General features: G+C 52.8%; 19 protein-coding genes. 16 read left to right on the top strand and 3 right to left on the bottom strand.

Annotated elements, in window-relative coordinates:
* The first annotated feature begins 72 nt into the window (after positions 1-72).
* From ACFVTB_RS16315 to ACFVTB_RS16290, 6 genes are all read left to right on the top strand, one after another.
* Positions 73-870 (top strand): TIGR00282 family metallophosphoesterase, encoded by a 798-nt coding sequence (locus ACFVTB_RS16315; RefSeq protein ID WP_387751064.1) that lies wholly within the window; start codon positions 73-75, stop codon positions 868-870.
* A 168-nt stretch (positions 871-1038) separates the two neighbouring features.
* Positions 1039-1299 (top strand): stage V sporulation protein S, encoded by a 261-nt coding sequence (locus ACFVTB_RS16310; RefSeq protein ID WP_005550495.1) that lies wholly within the window; start codon positions 1039-1041, stop codon positions 1297-1299.
* A gap of 177 nt (positions 1300-1476) precedes the next feature.
* On the top strand, positions 1477-2421 hold the full coding sequence (locus ACFVTB_RS16305) for a dipeptidase (protein ID WP_387751061.1): 945 nt from the start codon (positions 1477-1479) through the stop codon (positions 2419-2421).
* A gap of 196 nt (positions 2422-2617) precedes the next feature.
* Entirely contained in the window at positions 2618-4351 is a 1734-nt protein-coding gene (locus ACFVTB_RS16300) for a 2-oxoacid:acceptor oxidoreductase subunit alpha (RefSeq protein WP_387751058.1), read from the top strand.
* 1 nt (position 4352) lies between these two features.
* Complete coding sequence (locus tag ACFVTB_RS16295; protein ID WP_387751056.1) at positions 4353-5219, top strand: 2-oxoacid:ferredoxin oxidoreductase subunit beta; 867 nt, start codon at positions 4353-4355, stop codon at positions 5217-5219.
* 88 nt (positions 5220-5307) lie between these two features.
* Positions 5308-5883: a phosphate propanoyltransferase gene (locus tag ACFVTB_RS16290; RefSeq protein ID WP_387751054.1), complete on the top strand. Its 576-nt coding sequence runs from the start codon at positions 5308-5310 to the stop codon at positions 5881-5883.
* 64 nt (positions 5884-5947) lie between these two features.
* Here ACFVTB_RS16290 and ACFVTB_RS16285 read toward each other — a convergent pair whose 3' ends face one another.
* The gene (locus ACFVTB_RS16285; RefSeq protein WP_387751430.1) at positions 5948-6829 is read right to left on the bottom strand and encodes a LysR family transcriptional regulator; all 882 of its coding nucleotides are present in this window, start codon (positions 6827-6829) and stop codon (positions 5948-5950) included.
* A gap of 170 nt (positions 6830-6999) precedes the next feature.
* Here ACFVTB_RS16285 and ACFVTB_RS16280 point away from each other — a divergent pair, with 170 nt between their 5' ends.
* The 4 genes from ACFVTB_RS16280 to ACFVTB_RS16265 all read left to right on the top strand — a co-directional run bounded on the left by ACFVTB_RS16280 (position 7000) and on the right by ACFVTB_RS16265 (position 12142).
* Complete coding sequence (locus tag ACFVTB_RS16280; protein ID WP_483875114.1) at positions 7000-8469, top strand: MDR family MFS transporter; 1470 nt, start codon at positions 7000-7002, stop codon at positions 8467-8469.
* A 314-nt stretch (positions 8470-8783) separates the two neighbouring features.
* Positions 8784-10376: a tRNA (N6-isopentenyl adenosine(37)-C2)-methylthiotransferase MiaB gene (gene miaB / locus ACFVTB_RS16275; RefSeq protein ID WP_387751425.1), complete on the top strand. Its 1593-nt coding sequence runs from the start codon at positions 8784-8786 to the stop codon at positions 10374-10376.
* A gap of 42 nt (positions 10377-10418) precedes the next feature.
* Positions 10419-10910: a YlbF/YmcA family competence regulator gene (locus ACFVTB_RS16270; RefSeq protein ID WP_387751052.1), complete on the top strand. Its 492-nt coding sequence runs from the start codon at positions 10419-10421 to the stop codon at positions 10908-10910.
* Between the two features lie 68 nt (positions 10911-10978).
* Positions 10979-12142 carry an iron-containing alcohol dehydrogenase gene (locus ACFVTB_RS16265; RefSeq protein ID WP_387751049.1) on the top strand — a complete coding sequence of 388 codons (1164 nt, stop codon included), beginning with the start codon at positions 10979-10981 and terminating at the stop codon, positions 12140-12142.
* Between the two features lie 148 nt (positions 12143-12290).
* Here ACFVTB_RS16265 and ACFVTB_RS16260 read toward each other — a convergent pair whose 3' ends face one another.
* A complete protein-coding gene (locus ACFVTB_RS16260; protein ID WP_387751046.1) occupies positions 12291-12905 on the bottom strand; it encodes a biotin transporter BioY in 615 nt (204 codons plus the stop codon).
* Between the two features lie 126 nt (positions 12906-13031).
* Between ACFVTB_RS16260 and ACFVTB_RS16255 the strand changes: the two genes are divergently transcribed.
* Together ACFVTB_RS16255 and ACFVTB_RS16250 are read left to right on the top strand one after the other, a co-directional pair.
* Positions 13032-13871, top strand: a complete 840-nt coding sequence (locus ACFVTB_RS16255; RefSeq protein ID WP_387751043.1) for an ATP-binding cassette domain-containing protein — start codon at positions 13032-13034, stop codon at positions 13869-13871.
* Positions 13868-15622, top strand: a complete 1755-nt coding sequence (locus ACFVTB_RS16250) for an ATP-binding cassette domain-containing protein (RefSeq protein WP_387751041.1) — start codon at positions 13868-13870, stop codon at positions 15620-15622. The genes ACFVTB_RS16255 and ACFVTB_RS16250 overlap by 4 nt, the downstream gene beginning before the upstream one ends.
* On the opposite strand, the gene ACFVTB_RS16245 is transcribed toward ACFVTB_RS16250, so the two are convergent.
* Positions 15601-16818 carry an MFS transporter gene (locus ACFVTB_RS16245; RefSeq protein ID WP_387751039.1) on the bottom strand — a complete coding sequence of 406 codons (1218 nt, stop codon included), beginning with the start codon at positions 16816-16818 and terminating at the stop codon, positions 15601-15603. The two genes, ACFVTB_RS16250 and ACFVTB_RS16245, sit on opposite strands and share 22 nt — an antisense overlap.
* 150 nt (positions 16819-16968) lie before the next feature.
* Here ACFVTB_RS16245 and lepB point away from each other — a divergent pair, with 150 nt between their 5' ends.
* From lepB to ACFVTB_RS16225, 4 genes are all read left to right on the top strand, one after another.
* Entirely contained in the window at positions 16969-17520 is a 552-nt protein-coding gene (gene lepB / locus ACFVTB_RS16240) for a signal peptidase I (RefSeq protein ID WP_387751037.1), read from the top strand.
* Between the two features lie 52 nt (positions 17521-17572).
* The gene (locus ACFVTB_RS16235) at positions 17573-18529 is read left to right on the top strand and encodes a DUF4184 family protein (protein WP_387751034.1); all 957 of its coding nucleotides are present in this window, start codon (positions 17573-17575) and stop codon (positions 18527-18529) included.
* Positions 18530-18777: 248 nt separating this feature from the next.
* Entirely contained in the window at positions 18778-20262 is a 1485-nt protein-coding gene (locus ACFVTB_RS16230; protein WP_387751031.1) for a sensor histidine kinase, read from the top strand.
* Entirely contained in the window at positions 20259-20948 is a 690-nt protein-coding gene (locus ACFVTB_RS16225; protein ID WP_387751028.1) for a winged helix-turn-helix domain-containing protein, read from the top strand. Before ACFVTB_RS16230 ends, ACFVTB_RS16225 begins: the two co-directional genes overlap by 4 nt.
* The last annotated feature ends 32 nt before the right edge of the window (positions 20949-20980 follow it).

The following is a 20980-nucleotide window of genomic DNA, read 5'->3' as shown; positions in this document are numbered from 1 at the left end:
AGTGGCTGCTTGTCAGCCACTTTTCCGTCTGCATGGCCCTTTAGCAAGGATAGAAGGAAGTGGACAACTGAAATGAACGTATTATTTATCGGCGATATCGTTGGCAGCGTTGGACGCGCCGCGGTTAAACGGGTGCTGCCCGCGTTGAAGAGCAAATACAATCCCCACATTATTATTGCCAACGGCGAAAACGCTGCGCACGGCCGGGGAATAACGGCCTCCATTGCGAAGGAGTTTTTCGAATGGGGTATTCACGGCATTACGATGGGCAATCATACGTGGGACAATAAAGATATATTCGAGTGGATCGACGAGGAGCCGCGGCTTGTGCGGCCGGCTAATTTTCCGGAAGGAGCTCCCGGTCAAGGAATGGCGTTCATCAAAGCGAATGGAAAGCAGCTTGCGATCATCAATTTGCAAGGCAGGACCTTTTTGCCGCCGATCGATTGTCCGTTCCGTATGGCTGATGAGTTAACGGAGCAGGCTGCTGAAAAAACGAAGCATATCTTAGTCGATTTTCATGCAGAAGCGACATCGGAGAAAATTGCGATGGGCTGGCATCTGGATGGTCGCGCTTCGATCGTCGTCGGAACGCATACCCATGTTCAAACAAACGATGAACGGATTTTGCCGGAAGGCACCGCCTTTTTGACCGATGTCGGCATGTGCGGGCCGCGAGACGGGGTTTTGGGCATGGAAAGAAACGCCGTGCTTCACCGGTTCATGACGCAGCTTCCGACTAGGTTCGTTGTTGACGAAGGCGATTGGCATTTCCACGCCGTTTCCGTCCAATTGGACGATTCGACAGGCAAAGCGAAAAAGATTGAGAAAATTAGACTGACGGAAGACGAATGGCTGATGCTCCAGTAAAAGGGGCGATCAGCCCTTTTTTTTTCGCTGCGATTCTAGCAATCGACAAAAAGTCTTGCAATTCAGAACAATCGGTAAATTCAAGCGATAAAAGGAGGAATTATTTAACCTCTCTCGAATACTATTTAATAGTGGAATCCATCCATATTCCCGAGGAGGTACTTTTTCATGGAAGTATTAAAAGTTTCAGCAAAGTCCAATCCAAATTCCGTTGCAGGTGCGCTAGCCGGAGTTTTGCGTGAACGCGGCGCCGCTGAATTGCAAGCGATCGGGGCGGGTGCACTAAATCAGGCGATTAAAGCAGTTGCGATCGCTCGCGGTTTTGTTGCTCCCAGCGGGGTGGATTTGATTTGTGTGCCGGCCTTTACGGATATTGTCATCGACGGAGAAGATCGTACTGCTATAAAATTGATTGTCGAGCCCCGATAAGCGCAGCGCGTTAACGAAGGTTAAAGCTGTTGCGGTTGCCTATTAAGGGTGTTAAACCTGTTTACGCAGTGAACAGGTTTTTTGCTTTGGTCTGGCAGCGTGAGCCGCGAAATCGGCATAGGCATTTGATTCGGCCCCGCTTGGAGAGCGGCCGCATAGAATAGAGGAGTGTGGAAGATGAACAAACGAGTCGTCGACTTTCATTGTGACGCGCTTAGCAAGCTGCTGCTAAATGGCGATCTGTCCTTTCAAGGCGCGAGCAACGGAGAACTGGACGTCACCTATGAACGTTTGAAAGCAGCCGGAACGGCGTTGCAAGTATTCGCAATATACGTGCCGGAATCGATGAACGGTCCGATCGAGCCTATATTAGAAAGCATATCCCGTTTTCATTCGCATGTGCTTGCTTGCCCGGACATGTTGTTTGTTCGGAGCAAATCCGATCTGCGCCAATGCTTGTCCGAAGGCAAAATTGGCGCGATGCTTTCGCTGGAAGGGGTAGACGGATTAAAAGGGAATTTGTCGCTGGTACAGATTATGTATGAACTTGGCGTACGAGCTGCCGGGCTGACATGGAATTATACCAACTGGGCAGCGGACGGCGTCATGGAGCCGCGGGGCGGAGGTTTGACGGGGAAAGGCAAAAGGATGGTAGCGGAATGCGACCGTTTAGGCATACTTGTCGACGTATCGCATCTATCGGAGCGGGCCTTTTGGGACGTTGCAGATGCCGCGGAAAGGACGATTATCGCTTCCCACTCGAATGCAAAAGCGGTTCTTGATCACCCGCGCAATTTGACGGACGATCAAGTTAAAGCGATTATAGCGCTGCAAGGGCTGTTGGGCGTTACCTTTGTGCCTTGGTTTGTAGCGGATAAAGCGAGCGTCGGTATAGACGATGTGCTTCGCCATGTAGAGCATTTATGCGAGCTGGGCGGTGAAAACCATATTATGCTTGGGTCGGATTTCGACGGTATCGACCGCTATGTGCAGCAGCTGACACATCCGGGTCAAACGCCGCTGCTGCGGGACGCTTTATTGAAGCGATACACGGAAGGGCAAACCGACGCATTCATGGCGGGCAACGCGCTTCGCTTTCTGGAAAGGCATTTGCCGGAGTGAGAAATGAGCTTGCTCGCATCGATATTTGATATCGTTGTCATCGAAAATCATTATGCTTTTATTAAGCGTTTACATCTTGCAATTTGTCAATCTCGCCATTACACTTGTTTTGACCGTTAAAGATCTATGATAGAATAACTGTTGGGTACTGCCTATATATGCGGCAAATGCCATGATAAAAGAGGAGATGGGCATTTTGATTAGTCAATTGTCTTGGAAGATCGGGGGACAGCAGGGGGAAGGCGTGGAAAGTACGGACCGCATTTTTTCCACGGCGCTTAACCGTCTAGGCTATTATTTATACGGTTACCGGCACTTCTCGTCCCGGATCAAAGGGGGACATACCAATAATAAAATTCGCATTAGCACTCATCCGATTCGTGCGATTTCCGATGATTTAGACATTCTTGTCGCTTTCGATCAGGAAAGCGTCGATTTGAATGCAGGAGAACTTCGTCCAGGCGGCGTTATCGTCGCAGACGCGAAATTTAATCCAGTCGTGCCGGAAGGCGTCGACGCTAGATTGTTCGCTGTGCCGATTACGGCAATGGCCGAGGAATTGGGAACTTCCTTAATGAAAAACATGGTCGCTTCCGGCGCATCTTGGGCTCTGCTCGGATTGCCGCTGGACGTGTTCAATAAAGCGGTGGAGGAAGAATTCGGCCGCAAAGGTCCGGCGATCGTAGAGAAAAATATCGAAGCGGTCAAGCGCGGCGCAGAATTTGTATTGGAGCAAGCGGGAGGCCCGCTGGACGATTTTAAGCTGGAGGATGCAGACGGCAAACAGAAGCTGTTCATGATCGGCAACGAAGCGATCGGTCTCGGCTCAATTGCTGCAGGCTGCCGCTTAATGTCAGCTTATCCGATTACGCCGGCTTCTGAAATTATGGAGTACTTAATTAAGAAGCTGCCGAAGTTTGGCGGAACGGTCGTACAGACGGAAGACGAGATCGCAGCGGTGACGATGGCGATCGGCGCGAACTATGCCGGTGTACGTACGATGACCGCTTCGGCAGGCCCCGGGCTGTCGCTGATGATGGAAGCGATTGGCCTAGCGGGCATGACGGAAACGCCGCTCGTTATTATCAATACGCAGCGCGGCGGTCCTTCGACAGGCTTGCCGACGAAGCAGGAGCAGTCCGACCTGAATGCGATGATTTACGGCACACACGGCGAAATACCGAAGATCGTCATCGCCCCGGCTTCTATTGAAGATTGCTTCTATGACATGATTGAAGCGTTCAATCTGGCGGAGCAGTATCAGGTGCCGGTTATTGTTATGACCGATCTGCAGCTTTCACTTGGCAAACAGTCCTGCGAGCAATTCGATCTGAATAAAATCGCAATCGATCGCGGTAAGCTGGTAACGGAAGCGCCAGAGCTGGAGCAGCACCAGCTGTTCAAACGTTATGAGTGGACCGAAGACGGCATATCGCCGCGTGTATTGCCTGGCGTTAAGCATGGCATTCACCACGTGACCGGCGTGGAGCATGACGAGACGGGACGACCTTCGGAAAACGCGGATAACCGCAGACGTATGATGGATAAGCGTTTGAATAAGCTGGACGGCCTGCAAGTCCGCGACGCGCTGCGCATTGATGCGCCTCATGATGCACCGGATTTGCTGGTAATCGGGATGGGTTCGACCGGCGGTACGATCGATCAGGCGAGAGCTTGGCTTTCCGACGACAGTATCAAGACGAACCATATTACGATTCGTCAAATTCATCCGTTCCCGACGGAGCAGCTGTTCCCTTACTTGCGAGCCGCCAAACAAGTGGTCGTTCTCGAAAATAACGCGACCGCCCAGCTTGCCGGACAAATTAAAATGAATGCGGGCTTTGCGGACAAAATCCACAGTCAGCTGAAATATGACGGCAATCCGTTCTTGCCTTCGGAAGTTTATAAAGCATGCAAGGAGCTGGTGTAAGATGGCTACGTTTAAAGAGTTCCGCAATAACGTTAAACCGAATTGGTGTCCGGGCTGCGGCGACTTTTCCATACAAGCAGCAATCCAGCGCGCCGCTGCCAACGTCGGACTGGAGCCGGAAGCGCTCGCCGTTATATCCGGCATCGGCTGCTCAGGCCGTATTTCCGGCTACATTAACGCATATGGCTTGCATGGCATTCACGGTCGCGCGCTTCCAATTGCGCAAGGCGTCAAGCTGGCCAACCGCGAGCTGACCGTTATCGCTTCCGGCGGTGACGGCGACGGTTTTGCGATTGGCATGGGTCATACCGTTCATGCGATCCGCCGTAATTTGAACATCACCTATATCGTGATGGATAACCAAATTTACGGCTTGACCAAGGGACAAACGTCTCCTCGCAGCGCTGAAGGATTTAAGACGAAGTCGACGCCGGAAGGCTCGATCGAAACGACACTGTCGCCGCTTGAAATCGCCTTGTCGGCGGGAGCCACGTTTGTCGCTCAATCGTTCTCCAGCGATTTGAAGCAGCTGACGAGCTTAATCGAAGAAGGGATCAAGCATGAAGGCTTCTCGCTGATCAACGTCTTCAGTCCTTGTGTGACGTTCAACAAAATCAATACGTACGACTGGTTTAAAGAGCATATCGTGAACCTTGATCAGTTCTCGGATTACGATCCTTCGAACCGGGCTGGCGCGATGAATAAAATAATGGAAACAAACGGACTTCTAACCGGACTTATCTATCAAAATAAAGAGCGCAAATCGTACGAGGATCTGATCGCAGGCTTCGGAGACGAAGCGCTGTCGAAACAAGACTTGACGATTTCGCAGGATCAATTCGACAAACTTGTCGCTGAATTCAAGTAAATGGTATGATAGGCATACGGTCAGCCGACCGTATGCCTTTTTACTTCATAAGGTATGGAAATTGCACGAGAGAGGATGACACATGAAGATGGAACAAAAATTAGTGCCGATCGGGGTATCCGCTAGACATATTCATTTATCCGCTGAGCATGTCGCGATTTTATTCGGAGAAGGTTATGAGCTGACGGAGTTCAAGCCGCTGTCGCAGCCTGGCCAATATGCTGCTAATGAAACAGTTGAAGTTATCGGGCCGAAGGGCTCGTTTGCTAAAGTGCGTATTTTGGGGCCGGTCCGGAAAGGAACGCAGCTGGAAGTGTCGCGTACGGACGCTTTTTCGCTCGGCGTTAACCCGCCTGTTCGAGAATCGGGCAACACAGCTGGTTCAGCTGGCATTAAGCTGAGAGGGCCTGCCGGAGAAGTGTCGATTGAGGAAGGCGTTATTGTGGCGGCTCGCCACATCCACTTCCATACGAGCGACGCTGAGCGTTTCGGCATTCAAGACAAACAGTCGCTTCGCGTCCGCTACGGCGGCGATCGCGGCGTTGTGTTTGAGAACGTCATTGCCCGCGTATCGCCGGAGTTCGCCCTCGATATGCATATCGACACGGACGAAGCGAACGCTGCAGGCGTAGCGAACGGCTCGTACGGCGAAATCATCGACTAGCCTTTGCACGTGATGTGAGATGAGAAAAACCGCCATTCCGTAAGGAAAGGCGGTTTTTCTGCGTTTATTGATCTGGCGGCACAAAGCTCCGGACGACTTCGACAAATTGCTCGACCTGCTTCGCTTGGTTGCTGTGGAGCCAACAGACCGCGAGCTTAAATTCATAGGTGGGGTCCGTCAAAGGCAAATATACAATATCGTTCCCATATAGCTTGCTCGTGCAGCTCATGACGAGGGCGATCCCGACGCCGGCCGCTACAAGGCCGCTGACGGCTTGGTCGCTTGCCGCTTCCTGAATAATATTCGGGCTGAAGCCGGCCTGACGGCAGAGGAGGACGAAGGCGTCGAATTGGGCGGGAGAAGCGACCCGGTTAAGTACGATGATAGGCTCCTTGGCCAAATCGCTTAGAACAAGCTTTTCTTTGGCGGCCAAGCGATGGTCCTTGGGCAAAGCTATGACGATCGTTTCTGTCGAAAAGGGCAGCCAATTCATGCTCGTCTCGCTATGCTTGTCATTGAGGTCGATCGAAAATCCGATATCGATCTCGCCGTCTAGCAGCTTTTGCTCTAACAAGAATGAATCCATCTCGCGCATCACGATTTCCACGTCGGGATAAAGCTCGCGATAGCGGCGAACGGCGCTTGGTAATATTGAATAAAGCATAATGCCGAAGTAGCCAATGTTTAATTTCCCGCGCTGTCCGCTCTCCGCACGATGAGCTTCTTCCACCCCGCGTTTCAGGTGCTCGAAAGCTAGCCGCACCTCTGTCAACAATGCTTCGCCTGCGAAAGTTAATTCCACCTTGCGAGTCGTTCGTTTAAACAGCTTAAGACCCAGTTCGGCTTCCAGCTGTCCGATTTGATGACTGACCGATTGCTGCGAAGCATGCAGCCGCTCGGCTGCGCGGCCGAAATGCAGTTGGCTTGCAACCTCGGCGAAATAAATAAGTTGCTGGAGCTCCAGTTGATTCCGCCTCCTTTTTACATGGGTTTAATTCTTCTTATTATACAAAATCCATTGTTAATCAACAATGAATCGGCTCTTTTTCGAGTAAATGTTCCTGCCCTATACTAATAAACGTATCAAAATAAGGATAGGCAGGAGGCATCATCGTGATTGCGGAACAAAATGTGCAAACGAAAGCAGATGTAAGTTCGATTAAAAGGGGACCGGTCGTTGTCGCGTTGATTATGGGTGCGTTTGTAGCGATTTTGAATGAAACGCTGCTCGGCGTCGCATTTCCCGATTTAATGAAGCAGTTCGGGGTCGAAGCGTCAACGATTCAATGGCTATCGACCGTCTATATGCTGGTTATCGGCATATTGGTGCCGGTTACGGCATTGCTGCAGCAGTGGTTTACGACAAGGCAAATGTTTTTGTCAGCGATGCTGCTATTCATGGCAGGTACAGTTCTTTGCGGCTTTTCCGGCACGTTTGAGCTGTTGTTGATTGGACGTGTTATTCAAGCGGCGGGCACGGGCCTGCTCGTACCTGTCATGATGAACACGATTCTACTCATTTTCCCGGCTGAACAGAGAGGCGGAGCGATGGGCACGATCGGGCTTGTCCTTATGTTCGGACCGGCGATCGGTCCGACCGTATCGGGACTTATTATCGATTCGCTGTCCTGGCATTGGTTGTTCTTTCTCGTCATTCCGTTTGCTGTGCTTTCGATTGTGTTCGGTTTTCTGTTTCTAACAAACGTATCGACGCTCACTAAGCCGAAAGTCGATCTATTGTCTATCCTCCTGTCGACGATCGGTTTCGGAGGCATCGTATTTGGCTTCAGTAAAGCGGGCGAAAGCTCATGGTCCGAGCCGGAGGTTATTTGGGCGATCACAGCGGGCGTCGCGGCTATTGCATTGTTCATTTGGCGCATGCTGGTCGTTAAAGAGCCGATGATGGACCTGCGGGCATTTAAGCATCCGATGTTTGCGTTAACGGTGGCGCTTATGGTCGTGATGACGATGACGCTGTTCTCGACCTCGATCATATTGCCGCTCTATATGCAGCAGGCAATGATGATGACGGCTTTCGCGGCTGGGCTTACACTGATGCCCGGCGGAATTGTCAACGGCATTATATCCCCGATAGCCGGCAGGCTGTTCGACAAGTTTGGCCCTAAAGCGCTTATTATACCGGGACTCTTCCTGACAGCTCTTTCACTATTTCTGTTTTCAGGCGTCGATCTGGAGACCCCGAAAGGCGTATTCATCTCGCTTCATATCGTACTGATGATCGGCATTTCAATGATTATGATGCCGGCGCAGACGACGGGCTTGAACCAGCTGCCTCAACAGCTTTACCCGCACGGCACTGCTATCGTCAATACGATGCAGCAGGTGGCGGGGGCGATCGGTACGGCGTTGTTTATTAGTCTTTTCTCGAACGGAACCAAGTCGTATTTGAAGGCGTCGGCCAATCCCGCTGATCCGCAGGAAGCGATCAATGGGCTCGTTTCCGGAATGCAGGGCGCACTGCGGATTGCTTTCTTCGTCTGTCTAATCGCTTTTATTCTGGGACTGTTCGTCAAGAAGACGAAAGCTCCGGAAGGAGAGCAAGAGCGTCAGCCAGCCGTTCATTAAGGACAATGAATATCTAGTAAGAATGACACGAGCCGAGTCCCCTAATAAGGGCGTTCAACTGTCGAGTGGATAGTGAAGAAAAGCATCCGGAAGATAGGCCGCTATATTAAGCAAGGCCAGCCAGCAAGCTCTGGTTGGCTTTTTTCTATGGATTAATTCCGAAATCAACAGTCTTCGCGACAAAATCAGAGCTATCCCAATGGAATAGACTGGGGTGATATGCTATAATGATAAATTGATATGTTCTTTAAAAAATAACTGCGTCGGGCGAATAGCCGGACATCTGTAATAAAGCAAGGAGTGTGATCGCTTTGATAAAGGAGACCGGTAACTCACCAGACTTAAAATCTGGCAAGGGCGAGAAGGACTACTCCAAATATTTCGATTTCTCGGATGCGAAGGTAGTCAGCGAAGAAGACGGCAAGGTAACGTATCGCATTAAGGGACGCAACGTTCAAATCAATGCGACTCCGGATCATAAAGCTGAGAAGAAGCGGGGCAAGGAAGAGATTTCGGTTCATTACGACTTTTCGATTCCAGAGGAGCTCCGCACGCTTGGTGAAGGGAAGTTTTACTTGATCCAAACGTACGGCTGTCAAATGAATGAGCACGATACCGAAGTGATGAAAGGCATGTTCGAGGATATGGGCTATAAGGCTACGGACGACCGTAAGCAGGCCGATGTCATCCTGCTCAATACATGCGCGATTCGCGAAAATGCCGAGGATAAAGTATTCGGCGAGCTGGGCCATTTGAAAGTGCTTAAGCAGCAAAATCCGAATTTGCTGCTAGGGGTGTGCGGCTGCATGTCCCAGGAAGAATCGGTCGTCGGACGCATTTTGCAAAAACACGCGTTCGTGGACATGATTTTCGGCACCCATAATATTCACCGTTTGCCGCATCTGCTGCAAAACGCTTATTTCAGCAAAGAGATGGTCGTCGAGGTATGGTCCAAGGAAGGCGACATCATCGAGAACATGCCGAAGAAACGGGAAGGCATGCGGGCGTGGGTGAACATTATGTACGGCTGCGACAAATTTTGCACCTATTGCATCGTGCCGTACACGCGAGGCAAGGAAAGAAGCCGCCGGCCGGAGGACGTAATCGCCGAGGTGCGGGAATTGGCTCGTCAAGGCTTCAAGGAAGTGACGCTGCTCGGTCAGAACGTCAACGCGTACGGCAAAGATTTCGAGGATATCGAATACCGCTTCGGCGATCTGATGGCGGATATGTCGAAAATCGACGTGCCGCGTATTCGTTTCACAACGAGCCATCCGCGCGACTTCGACGATCATTTGATCGAAGTACTCGCAAGCGGCGGCAATCTCGTTGAGCATGTTCATTTGCCAGTTCAATCCGGCAGCACCGAAGTGCTGAAGCGGATGAGCCGTAAATATTCGCGTGAGACGTATTTGGAGCTGGTTGGCAAAATCAAGCAGGCGATCCCGAATGTGATGCTCACGTCCGATATCATCGTCGGATTTCCCGGCGAGACGGAGGAGCAGTTCCAGGACACGCTTTCGCTTGTGCGCGAGGTCGGCTATGACTCGGCCTACACATTCATCTATTCGCCGCGGGAAGGTACGCCAGCCGCAAGTATGGAAGACAACGTGCCGATGGAAGTGAAGAAGCGCCGGCTGGCCGAGCTCAACGCCTTGATGGCGGAAATGAGCCGCGAGAGCCACGAAAAAATGCGAGGCAGTCTAATTGAAGTATTGATAGAGGGCGAGAGCAAAAACAACGCTCAAGTACTGGCTGGCCGGACTCGCACGAATAAGCTCGTTCACATCGAAGGGCCGAAGGAATGGATTGGGCAATTCGTCAAGGCGCGGGTAACCGATGCTAAAACTTGGTATATTAAAGCCGAGCCGGTTGAAGCGCCAACGGGCGTCACAGCCGTATCCTAATGAAGTTCGCTAGCGAAACGATAAAATAGGGAGAGATATGAAATGTCAGAACAGCAAAATGCAGCGGTTCACTCGCATGACCATGACCACGATCACAGCCACGGCGGCTGCGGCGTTCCGAAATTTGATACGCGAGATTTGCTTGTGCGTGAGGATATTACGACCAAAGCGAAAGAATTGGCAAATCTGATCTACACCTCCGAGGAAGTGCAGCATTACCGCCGGGCGGAGAGCCAAATTCAACGCAACGACCGCGTGCAAGGCTTGATTGTACAAATTAAAAAGAAGCAAAAAGAATTGGTCGCCTTCGAGACGACGTTTAAGAACGAGCAAATGGTTAAAAAAATCGAAGGCGAGATGGAGACGCTGCAGGACGAGCTGGACGGCATTCCGATCGTATCGGAGTTCCAGCAAAGCCAGTCTGACATCAACTACTTGCTGCAGTTGGTTATTTCCATCGTAAGAGAGACGGTTGCCGAAAAAATCAATGTGGAAGGCGCCCCTGAAGCGGAAGCGCCTGAGCAATGCGACTAATAATAGATAGAACAGCGCTTGTCGATCATCGGCAGGCGCTTCTTTAAACTAGAGAGGAGAGAGATGTAATGCTGCCATTTGTTTATCACAATCCGACAAAACTGTATTTTGGCGAAGGTCAATTGAAGCAACTGACGGAGGAGGCCGTTAAGCACGGCAAACGGGTTTTGCTCGTCTATGGCGGAGGAAGCATTAAGCGCAACGGCTTGTACGAACAAGTGCAGGCGAGGCTGGCGGAAGCGGGCAGCGAGATCATTGAGCTGGCAGGCGTCGAGCCTAATCCGCGCATTACGACGGTGCGCAGAGGCGCGGAGCTGTGCCGGGAGCACTCGATCGATTGGGTGCTTGCGGTTGGCGGCGGCAGTACGATTGACTGCGCGAAGGCCATTGCGGCAGCAGCCCGTTACGACGGCGATTTCTGGGATGTCGTCATTAAGAAGGGCAAAGTCGAGGCGGCATTGCCGCTCGGCACAGTGCTGACGTTGGCTGCGACCGGCTCAGAGATGAACGCGGGCTCGGTCATTTCGAATGAGCAAACGTTGGAGAAGCACGGCTGGGGCAGCCCGTACGTTTCTCCCGCGTTCTCGATCTTGGACCCGGTTTATACGGCCAGCGCGCCGAAAGACCATACTGTATACGGCATGGTTGATATGATGTCTCATGTTCTGGAGCAATATTTTCATCACGACAGCCGGACGCCGATACAGGACGGCTTCAGTGAATCGATTCTCCGCGCAGTAATCGAAACGGCTCCGCTGCTGGTCGAAGATTTGACCAACGTGTCCTATCGCGAAACGATCTTGTATGCCGGTACAATGGCGCTGAACGGTACATTATCGATGGGCGTTCAGGGCGATTGGGCCAATCATGATATGGAGCATGCCGTATCCGCCGTTTACGATATTCCGCATGGCGGCGGTCTGGCGATATTGTTCCCCAATTGGATGAGCTACGTGCTGGATGAAAACATTGGCCGATTCAAGCAATTTGCCATTAACGTATTCGGAGTCGAAGCGGATGGCCGTTCCGACCGTGAGATTGCCGAGGACGGTATCGGGAGACTGCGCCGGTTCTGGACCTCGATTGGCGCTCCTTCCAAACTGTCCGATTACGGCATTGACGAGAGCCGAATCGATGAGATGGCCGAGAAGGCTACCGGCGGCGGCAAACGCGGACATTTCCGGAAGCTGGACAAAGCGGACGTTGCGGCTATTTACCGGATGTCGCTGTAAGCAAAACGCCCGAAAGGGGCCGGCACGAAGCCGGTCCCTTTCGGGCGTTTTCAGCCATTGACAGCGTTCGATTGCTGCCAACGCAAATGCTAGTGCTAATACTAGCAGCGGCAGTGCTAAGTCCACTGCGTGCTTCCTGCTCGGCTTCTTATTTCCCTGCTGACACCGGTGTGGAAGCCGAATCGTCAGATGTCAAGCCTTGCAGGCGTACGATGGAACCTTTTAAAGAAACGACCAGCAATGCGGCAACTGCCGATTTTATCGTATCGCCAGGGATAAACGGGTAGAAGCCCCCGGCCAACGCTTTGTCGAAGCTCAAGTTGGCGGCATGCTTAAGCCACGCGACCCCCGGTATGTAGATGAAAAGGGATGCGAGCAGAAAAAGTGCGAAGAAGGCGATAAGCGACGCCGTCCGGCGGCTGCTTAAATATCGGCTTGTGTAGAGACGTCTTGCAGCCAGCCCGATGAGCAACGCGCAAACCGGGAAGGAAAAAATAAATCCGCCTGTCGGACCGAGAATATAAGGAAGTCCCCCTTTTCCGTGCAGCAAAGGCAGTCCTGTTGCCGTCAGGGCGATAACCAGCAGCAGCGCGAGAAAGCTGTTTCGCGGACTTAGAAAAGCGCCAGCCAGCATAACGGCCAGCGTCTGCAGCGTAATCGGCACTGGCAAGCCCAGTTTAATTTCGAGTGAGCTCATGACGATAAATAAAGCGGCGAATAAAGCGATGTAAACGAGATTGCGGATATTGCTTGTGGAACGCATAATGAAATCGACTCCTTTGAAATGGTGGTTGCTAAGTTATTGTAAACCATTTATCATTTTTATAGGTTAACAAATCGGATTCTAGCATAGATGACTTCATTGGGGAAGAGGTTGGGTGAAATTTTTTTGAAATCGATATTGTTGGAGATGGAAAAAACGAGCGTGCGCGCCGAATCCGATAGGATGGACGATAGCGAGGCGCCATTTCTGCTGCGGGACGTCGATTTTAGGATCGAAGCGGCGGAATGGGTCAGCGTCATCGGCATGAATGGAAGCGGGAAGAGCACGTTCGCTAAGCTGGCGGCGGGCTTTCGGGTCGGTCGCGTTACCGGATCTATTGTACGGGGAGAAACGATTCGCGAAGGTTTGTCGCCGATCGTTATGCAGCAGCCGGAAGCTTCCATGGTCGGTTCGACTCCGCTTGAGGATGTTGTGATGCTGCTCGAGCAGCACGGAGCGCCAGGTGAACAGATCGTCGAACGGGCCGAGCGCGTGCTAGAACAGTCGGGAATGGGAGATCGGCTGCATCAGCCGGTTGGTACACTGTCGGGCGGGCAGAAGCAACTGACGGCGATCGCGGGCGCGACGGCGGTTTTGCCTCACTTGCTCATCATGGATGAGGCAACTTCGATGCTTGACCCGGAAGCAAGTAAAGCTGTGATCGATTCGGCTAGACGGCTGCATCGCTCCGGCGCGGCCGTCATGTGGGTGACGCAAAGGCTCGAGGAACTAAATCGAATGGACAGGCTGATTGTCCTAAGGGAAGGACGAATTGCGTTCGACGGCAAAGCAGAGCGGTTTTACGAACGAAACTCATTGAATGAAGAAGGATCGAGCGTTTGTGAACGCCTTGGCTTCGAGCCCTCGTATACGATACGCGTCTCATGGGAATTGCAGCGTCTCGGCTGCTTGACGGGGCCGATTCCATTTACGGCTGAAGAGCTTGCAGAGGCGGTGCGGCGATGACGAGGAAAGACTGGCTACTGACGAATATCGCCGTCGAAACGACGGACGCGGAGAACGGAAGACCGAAGCGGCTGCTGGACGGCTTGCAGGCGATGTTTCCTGCGGGAACGATTACACTGCTCATCGGGCGAAACGGATCGGGAAAATCGACTATGTTGGAGACGATCGCAGGATTAAGGACGCTGGCGGAAGGGGAAATCAAGCTCGGCAATATGCCTTTGTGGGAGACAAAGGGAAGAAAGAAGAGACTGAACAAGACGGTGCTTTTGCAATTCGGGTTGTCGTTGCAGCAGTCCGAGGCGCAATGGTTTGCACAAACAGCGCAGGCCGAGCTGCTCTATTCGCTGAAGCCTTATCGCTTGGGCGAGGCGGAGCAGGAGGAGCGAATCGGTCGGGCGGCGTCCGCCGTCGGTCTGCCGCTAGAGCTGTTGGCGCGCGATCCTTGGGCGTTAAGCGGCGGCCAGCAAAGAAGGCTGGCCCTTGCGTGCTTGCTCGCCTGCGAGCCGGAATGGCTGCTGCTTGACGAGCCTGCTGCAGGACTGGACACGTCCGGCGCGGCGATGCTTCGCGACACGCTCGTATCCCATCGCGCTTCGGGCGGCGGCGCCATCGTCGTTACGCATGACTTGGAAGAGCTGTTGCCGATTGCTGACCGTGTGCTCGTATTAGAAGCAGGGAGGATAACGGAAGCGGCTCCCGCCTCGGTTTGGGCGGCGGCGCATGCAGGCGACCGATCCGCTCCGCAAGCGCTGCAATTGACTGCACTGCTGCAAGAGAAGGGCGTTCGACTGCCGCAGGCTTACTCGAATTCAGGAGCTGTCATTCTTCCTACTCCGCAGGAAATAGCGTCCGCAATCGCTGCGCACAAGGGAGCAATAGGAGCGGTGGAAGGAGCTGCTGGTGAAGAAGAAACGACAGTAAGGCTGGACGGGCTCGGTCCGTTCAACGCACCACTCGACCAGCCGAACAAAATGGAAAAAGCCGCGCTTTCGGATTACTCGGAGAAACCGAGACGCTGGTCCGACATGTTTGACCCCAGAACGATCATCGTCTCGTATTTGCTGCTTGCGACAGCCATTATGCTGCAAAACAGCTGGTTTGGCCTAGCGGGGGCAAGCGTTGTCGTCCCCGGTCTGCTCGCTCCCGTCCGCCGCCTGATCCGGCCTTGGCTGCCGGCGCTGAGAGCTTATGCGGTTATGGTCGCGGCGATCTCCGTTTTCTCCGGACTTAACATTCAACCAATCGGATTCGACGAAGAAAGAATGCTGGCGACGCTGCATCGCTTTATCGGATTTTTGCTGGCCATGGCGCTGGGGCTGCCGATATTATCGCTCATGTCGCCGCTTCGCCTGCAGCGGGCGCTAGAGCAAACGTTTGGATTCTTGACTCGCGTGAAGGTGCCGGTCGCCTCTATCGCTTTAACGGTCACGCTTCTCTTTCGCTTTCTTCCGCTGCTTGCATCCGAATGGCAGCGCTTTGCCGCCATCGCCCGCGCGCGCGGCAAAGCGGCGGCGCGCCCCGGCGCGTCGCTGCCTGCATCGATGCTGCTGCCCGCCATCGTGCCGTATTTAAGATCGCTGCTGCGCATGGCCGAGCAGCTTGCCGACGCTCTGGAAGCAAGGGGAGTCGGCAAGCCGGACGCGGCGCCGACTCGCGGCTTCACGCTTCGTCCAGGACGCAGCGATGGGTGGCTGGTTGGCGTCTCCGCAGCAGCGGCAGCTCTTCTGCTTTATTTGGACGTATTGCTTTGAGACAACGGGGCTGGCGATTCTCTGCGCAGGCTGGCTCTCTCACTCCGCCCCCATAGGAGGCATAAAGCGACGGCGAAGCACGCGATGAGCCCGCCGAACAGAAAGCCGCTGTCGAGCCCCCAATTGCCGCTCAGCCATCCGGCTAGAAAAGGACCACCGAACATACCGGCCGCATAGATCGCTTGATACAAGCCCATGGCGGTCGCCCGTGACGACCATTCGACGTCACGGATAGCGAGACCGAGCAGCAGCGGAATGTGAAGCCCTTGCGCAAAGCCGTTCACCGCTTGCGTCAAAGCCAGCATCGGCAGCGAGTGGACGGCCAGCATGGCTGCCGTACTGATGCCGCTAAGCAGGAAACCTGCACCGATCGTCGTCCAGTGACCGAAACGGGGAGCAATACTTTTGGCCGTAAATAGCGAAGCGATAGCATGCGGCAGCATAAAGGCGAGAACGATTCCCGTCAGTTGGAAGCCAGCCGCGCCTAAGGCTGCTGCTTTCAGCGGCGTAAAGCCGAACATCGTAATAAATAAAATGCTATGGGCGAGAACGGACAAGAACGAAACTTGCAGCAGCGTTCTCGTCCGCAACACCGCTCCTACTTTCGCCAGCGAGATGCCGCCGCCTCGAGTCCCGTCTGCTGCAGCCGGTTCACGCAGCAGCAACGCGAGGAGCAGGCCGAGCAGACCGAGTAGAGAGCCGATCAAGAAAGGCCATGAGGCGCCTAATTCGTCGGCTGCCCAGCAGCTTATGAGCATGCCGAGCATTTGGCCGGAAACGGTCATTACGCTAATATTGCCCATCGCCTTCCCGGCGTCTCCAGGCTCGAAATAGCTGGCGTACATAACGGTGAATGCAACCCAAGCGGATGCGCTAATGCCGCTGACCGCGCGCCCTCCAAGCGGAAACAGCCATGAGCCTGGAACGATAAAGAGCAGACAGCTGACGCAAGCGGCCAGCATGCCTAGCAGGATAAACGGCTTGCGAACGCCGAGCTTGTCGGACAGCATGCCGAGCGGGAAACGGATCAGCAATTGCATAAAGCCGTAACTGCCGAGCACGATGCCGATTAACTGCAGCGATAAGCCTCTTGTACTTAAATAAGGGGATAAGGTCGGGACATAAACGTACATGGACGTCCAATACAATAATGTAACTGCTGTAAACAACAATCGTTGACGCGATATCGGGATCATGACAGCCTCCTCTGCAACTTCTACTTTATCGGATGAACCGTTTGTTTGTCACTTCTCTTTTGCGAGGGACAACCGGAACTTTTTCATCGAACCGGACGTATATAAGGGTGGAATTGTTAAAGATTGCAAATGAAAGGGGACGGGCGAGGAATGCCGGACAATGGGAGTCAACCCAAGAAAAGAAGCTGGAATTGGAAAAAAGAATTGCGCGAATGGACGGTAGCGCTTGGCGCGGCCATTCTGATCTCGTTTTTATTTCAAAATTATATGTACGCGCAATCGCAAGTACATAACATTTCGATGCAAAATACGCTTGTCGCCGGCCAGCGCTTGATTGAAGACAAATGGTCATACCGATTCAACGCCCCGCTGCATCGCGACATTGTCATTATTAAAGGTCCCGAAAGCCCGAAGCGTCTGGTGAAGCGGGTTGTCGGCGTTGCCGGCGATATCATCGATATCCGGGACGGCAAGCTCATCCTGAACGGCCTGCCAGTCGAGGAGCCGTATACGAAGGGGATGACGAATCCCGGCTCTTTCCGTTTGCCTTATACGGTAGAGGAAGGAAGCGTGTTCGTCATGGGCGACAACCGCGAGCAGAGCGAAGACAGCCGCGATCTCGGCCCGATCGCGCTGAGCAGCATCGAAGGGAAGGCGGTGTACCGGATATGGCCGATCGCTAAATTCGGCGATATCAATTAAATGGATGCAGCAGTAATCGAATGTTCATCACCTGATAGAAGAGAGGTTTGTAATGCCTTTTACATTTTCGCATCCGCTGCTTGCCGTACCGCTTAAAAAAGCGATTCCGTTTCTGAGCGTGTCCGGGCTTATTCTCGGCAGCATGGCGCCCGACTTGGAATACTTTACGGCGATGCAGTCCTACCGCTCGATCGGCCATTCGTTTGGCGGTTTTCTGGTACTCGGTCTGCCGATTTGCATCGCGCTGGCTGTCATTTTCCATCGTATCGTGAAGCCGGCGCTGCCGGCTTTTTTGCCTTCAACCGGCGGTCTCAACCGCTTCGTAAGAGACTGGATCGGCGCTGCGGGAGGCTCGGCCCCGGCTGGAGGATGGATCCTATTTACGCTCTCCGCCATCATCGGTTATTTTACACATGTGTTTTTCGACGGCTGGACGCATCGTTACGGCTGGTTTGCGCTTCGTGTGCCGTTTATGATTGAACGGATCGGTCCGTTCGGGGTTTACTATTTGCTGCAGCTTGGCTTGTCATTGCTCGGCGCGGCCGTACCGGCAGCATGGCTGCTTGTAAAATGGAGACGCTGGCGAAAACAGCGATCCACAGATGGACAGGCGTTGTCCAGTCGACGCGGAGAACGGGAGAAAGTCGCGTTTACGGCGATTGCCGCCGGTTTGGCATCTGGGGCTGCGCTGCTTGCGGGCAAGCTGGCGCTGGCGCCGGATAAGTTGTTTCTGAATATGTGGGTCGTTGCCCCGTTTACGGCACTCGCCGCGGCTCTGTTTACAGCCGCTCTGCTTCATGAAGCGAGACGCAACAGCCGTTTGCCTCAAGCGTGGTCCGCTTTGTTGGCGATCGCAGCAGCAGTAGCGGTGAGTACGCTGCTTCGTTATTTTTTTGAAACCGGAACGGCGAGTTGGGTTGTCTATCATTGGCTGTTGTCCGCGTTGCTGATCGTTGCGGCATACGCTGTGAATCCGCTTCAAAGAGGGAAGCTACGGAAATCGGTATAGAGGAAGAATTTCAGGATCAAACTTTCAATCAGTGCTTGACAGAAAAGGAGAGTAAAGCGACGAGTCCTCTGCTCGGCAGCTTTCCCTCTCACTTGAAGTCAAGCGCTGATTTCTTTTTTGAGCGTAAATTCATAGAAAAGTGCTTTATGCGTAATACTTTTGTAAGAATTGGTTTAATAACGGTTTATAATTGCCATTTATGATAAACGATAGAGGTAAATGATCAATTCATAAGGCGTGATGCTGACTTGTCCATTCGAAGAAGACTTTATTTATCTTATGTGGCGATGGCGTTTGTGCCTTTCTTGGCCATTTCCTGCGTAATGCTTATTTTTATTTATTCTAGTGGTTATCAGGACATTCGTGCTTACTTTAAGGAAGAAGGGGATATTGGGTATCATCAGGCTTTTGTCGCCGGGGAATTGAATTTTGTGTTGGAGACGGATGCGAGCGAAATCGAGAAAGCCAGCTACACCGCGAAGCTTGACGAGAAGATGACCGCTGCGCGAGCCGGCTTTATCGTGTTCAAGGAAGGGGCGATCACGTATCGCTCTTCGTACGTCGACCATATTTCCACACACGAAAACTGGGAGCGTTACGCGGCGGAGCCGCCGCCCGAGGAGCTGACGCTCAATCAATACCGGTATCAAACAAGTGTTATCTCATTTGCGTATTCGGATGGAAGCAACGGCGAAATTATGCTGCTGCTGCGCAAGGACGTCGTGCCGATGTATTGGAAGCCGATTTTCGGATTAACGTCTTTCTTCGTGATCGGTCTGACCATTGTCGTGCTGACTTATCTCGTATCAAGAAGTATTATCCGTCCAATTGCGCAGCTGAAGAAGGCGGCTCTCCAAATGAAAGAAGGAGATCTGTCGAGCATAGCGGAGATTAAAGCAAAGGGCGAGGTCGGAGAGCTAAGCACGGCGTTTGAGGAAATGCGAATCCGGCTTAAAACATCGATCGATCAAAGCCTGCTTTACGAGGAAAACCGGAAAATGCTGCTTTCGCACATTTCTCATGACCTGAAGACGCCGATTTCGGCCATTAAAGGCTATGTGGAAGGGATTATGGACGGCATCGCCAATACAGAGGAAAAGCGGGATAAATACTATAAAACCATATACCGCAAGGCGACGGACATGGACCAAATTATCGACGAGTTGTTCCTGTTCTCGAAGCTCGATATGCAGAAGGTCGCCTTCGATTTTAAAGTCATCGATTTGCGCGGCTACTTGCGTGAGTTTCTGGAGGAGCAGCGGTTCGATTTGGAAAAAGTCGAAATCAGGCTTGAGACGGAAGGGCTCGAGGCAAAGGACGGACCGGTTATGGCCGCAGCGGATCAAGAGAAGCTAGGCCGCGTGCTGACCAATATATTGAGCAACAGCGTAAAGTATATGGCGCAGTCCGGGGAAGAAGACCGTCCCGGCGACAGGCAGATTCATGTAATCTTGGAGACGCGCGCCGAGCAAGGCTATACGATTATTACGCTGGCCGATAACGGTCCCGGCATCGATTCGGAAGATCTTCCCCATATTTTCGAAGGCTTTTATCGTGCGGAGCAATCCCGAAATTCGGAGACTGGCGGAAGCGGACTGGGGCTTGCGATCGTCAAGCAAATTATCGAAGGGCATGGAGGCCGGGTTTGGGCAGAAAATGCAGCGAGCGGCGGCATGCGTTTTTGCTTGCAGCTGCCCGTTGCCGCGCCGGCCAAGGATGGTGAAAAGCAATGAAAAAAGTACTGATTATCGAAGACGAGCAGGCGATTGCCGAATTGGAACGCGATTATTTGGAGAGTCACGGCTTCGAAACGGATATCGAAGGCAGAGGCGACATTGGTTTGCAGAAGGCTCTTGGGCAGTCGTACGATCTGATTATTTTAGACGTCATGCTGCCGAAAGTGGACGGTTTTGAAATATGCCGTCAAATCCGGCAGTCGACCGATATTCCGATTTTGATGGTGACCGCAAAAAAAGAAGACATCGATAAAATAAGAGGACTCGGGCTCGGCGCCGACGATTATATGACGAAGCCGTTCAGCCCAAGTGAGCTCGTGGCTCGGGTTAAGGCTCATCTATCCCGGTATGAAAGGCTTACGGGCGACCGGAACGATCGAGGAGATCATGTATTCATCCGCGGCCTGACGATAGACAAGCCTTCCCGTCGCGTGACGATTCACGATCAGGAAGCAGCGCTAACCGCAAAGGAATATGATTTGCTGCTGCTGCTCGCCACGCATCCGAACCGGGTGTTCGACAAAGAAGAGCTTTTCGAGCGGGTCTGGGGCTTGGAATCGGTTGGCGATATTGCGACCGTTACCGTCCACATTCGCCGGTTGAGAGAGAAGATTGAGCATGATCCTTCGAATCCGCAATATATCGAGACAGTTTGGGGCGTCGGGTACCGATTTAGAGTATAGCGCGTCGTACTAGCAGCTTACGGTTTACTAGA

This window comes from Paenibacillus sp. NPDC058071, assembly GCF_042885235.1.
Lineage (GTDB): Bacteria > Bacillota > Bacilli > Paenibacillales > Paenibacillaceae > Pristimantibacillus.
The sequence above is the reverse complement of the archived record's forward strand: the minus strand, read 5'-3'. Positions and strand labels throughout refer to the sequence as shown.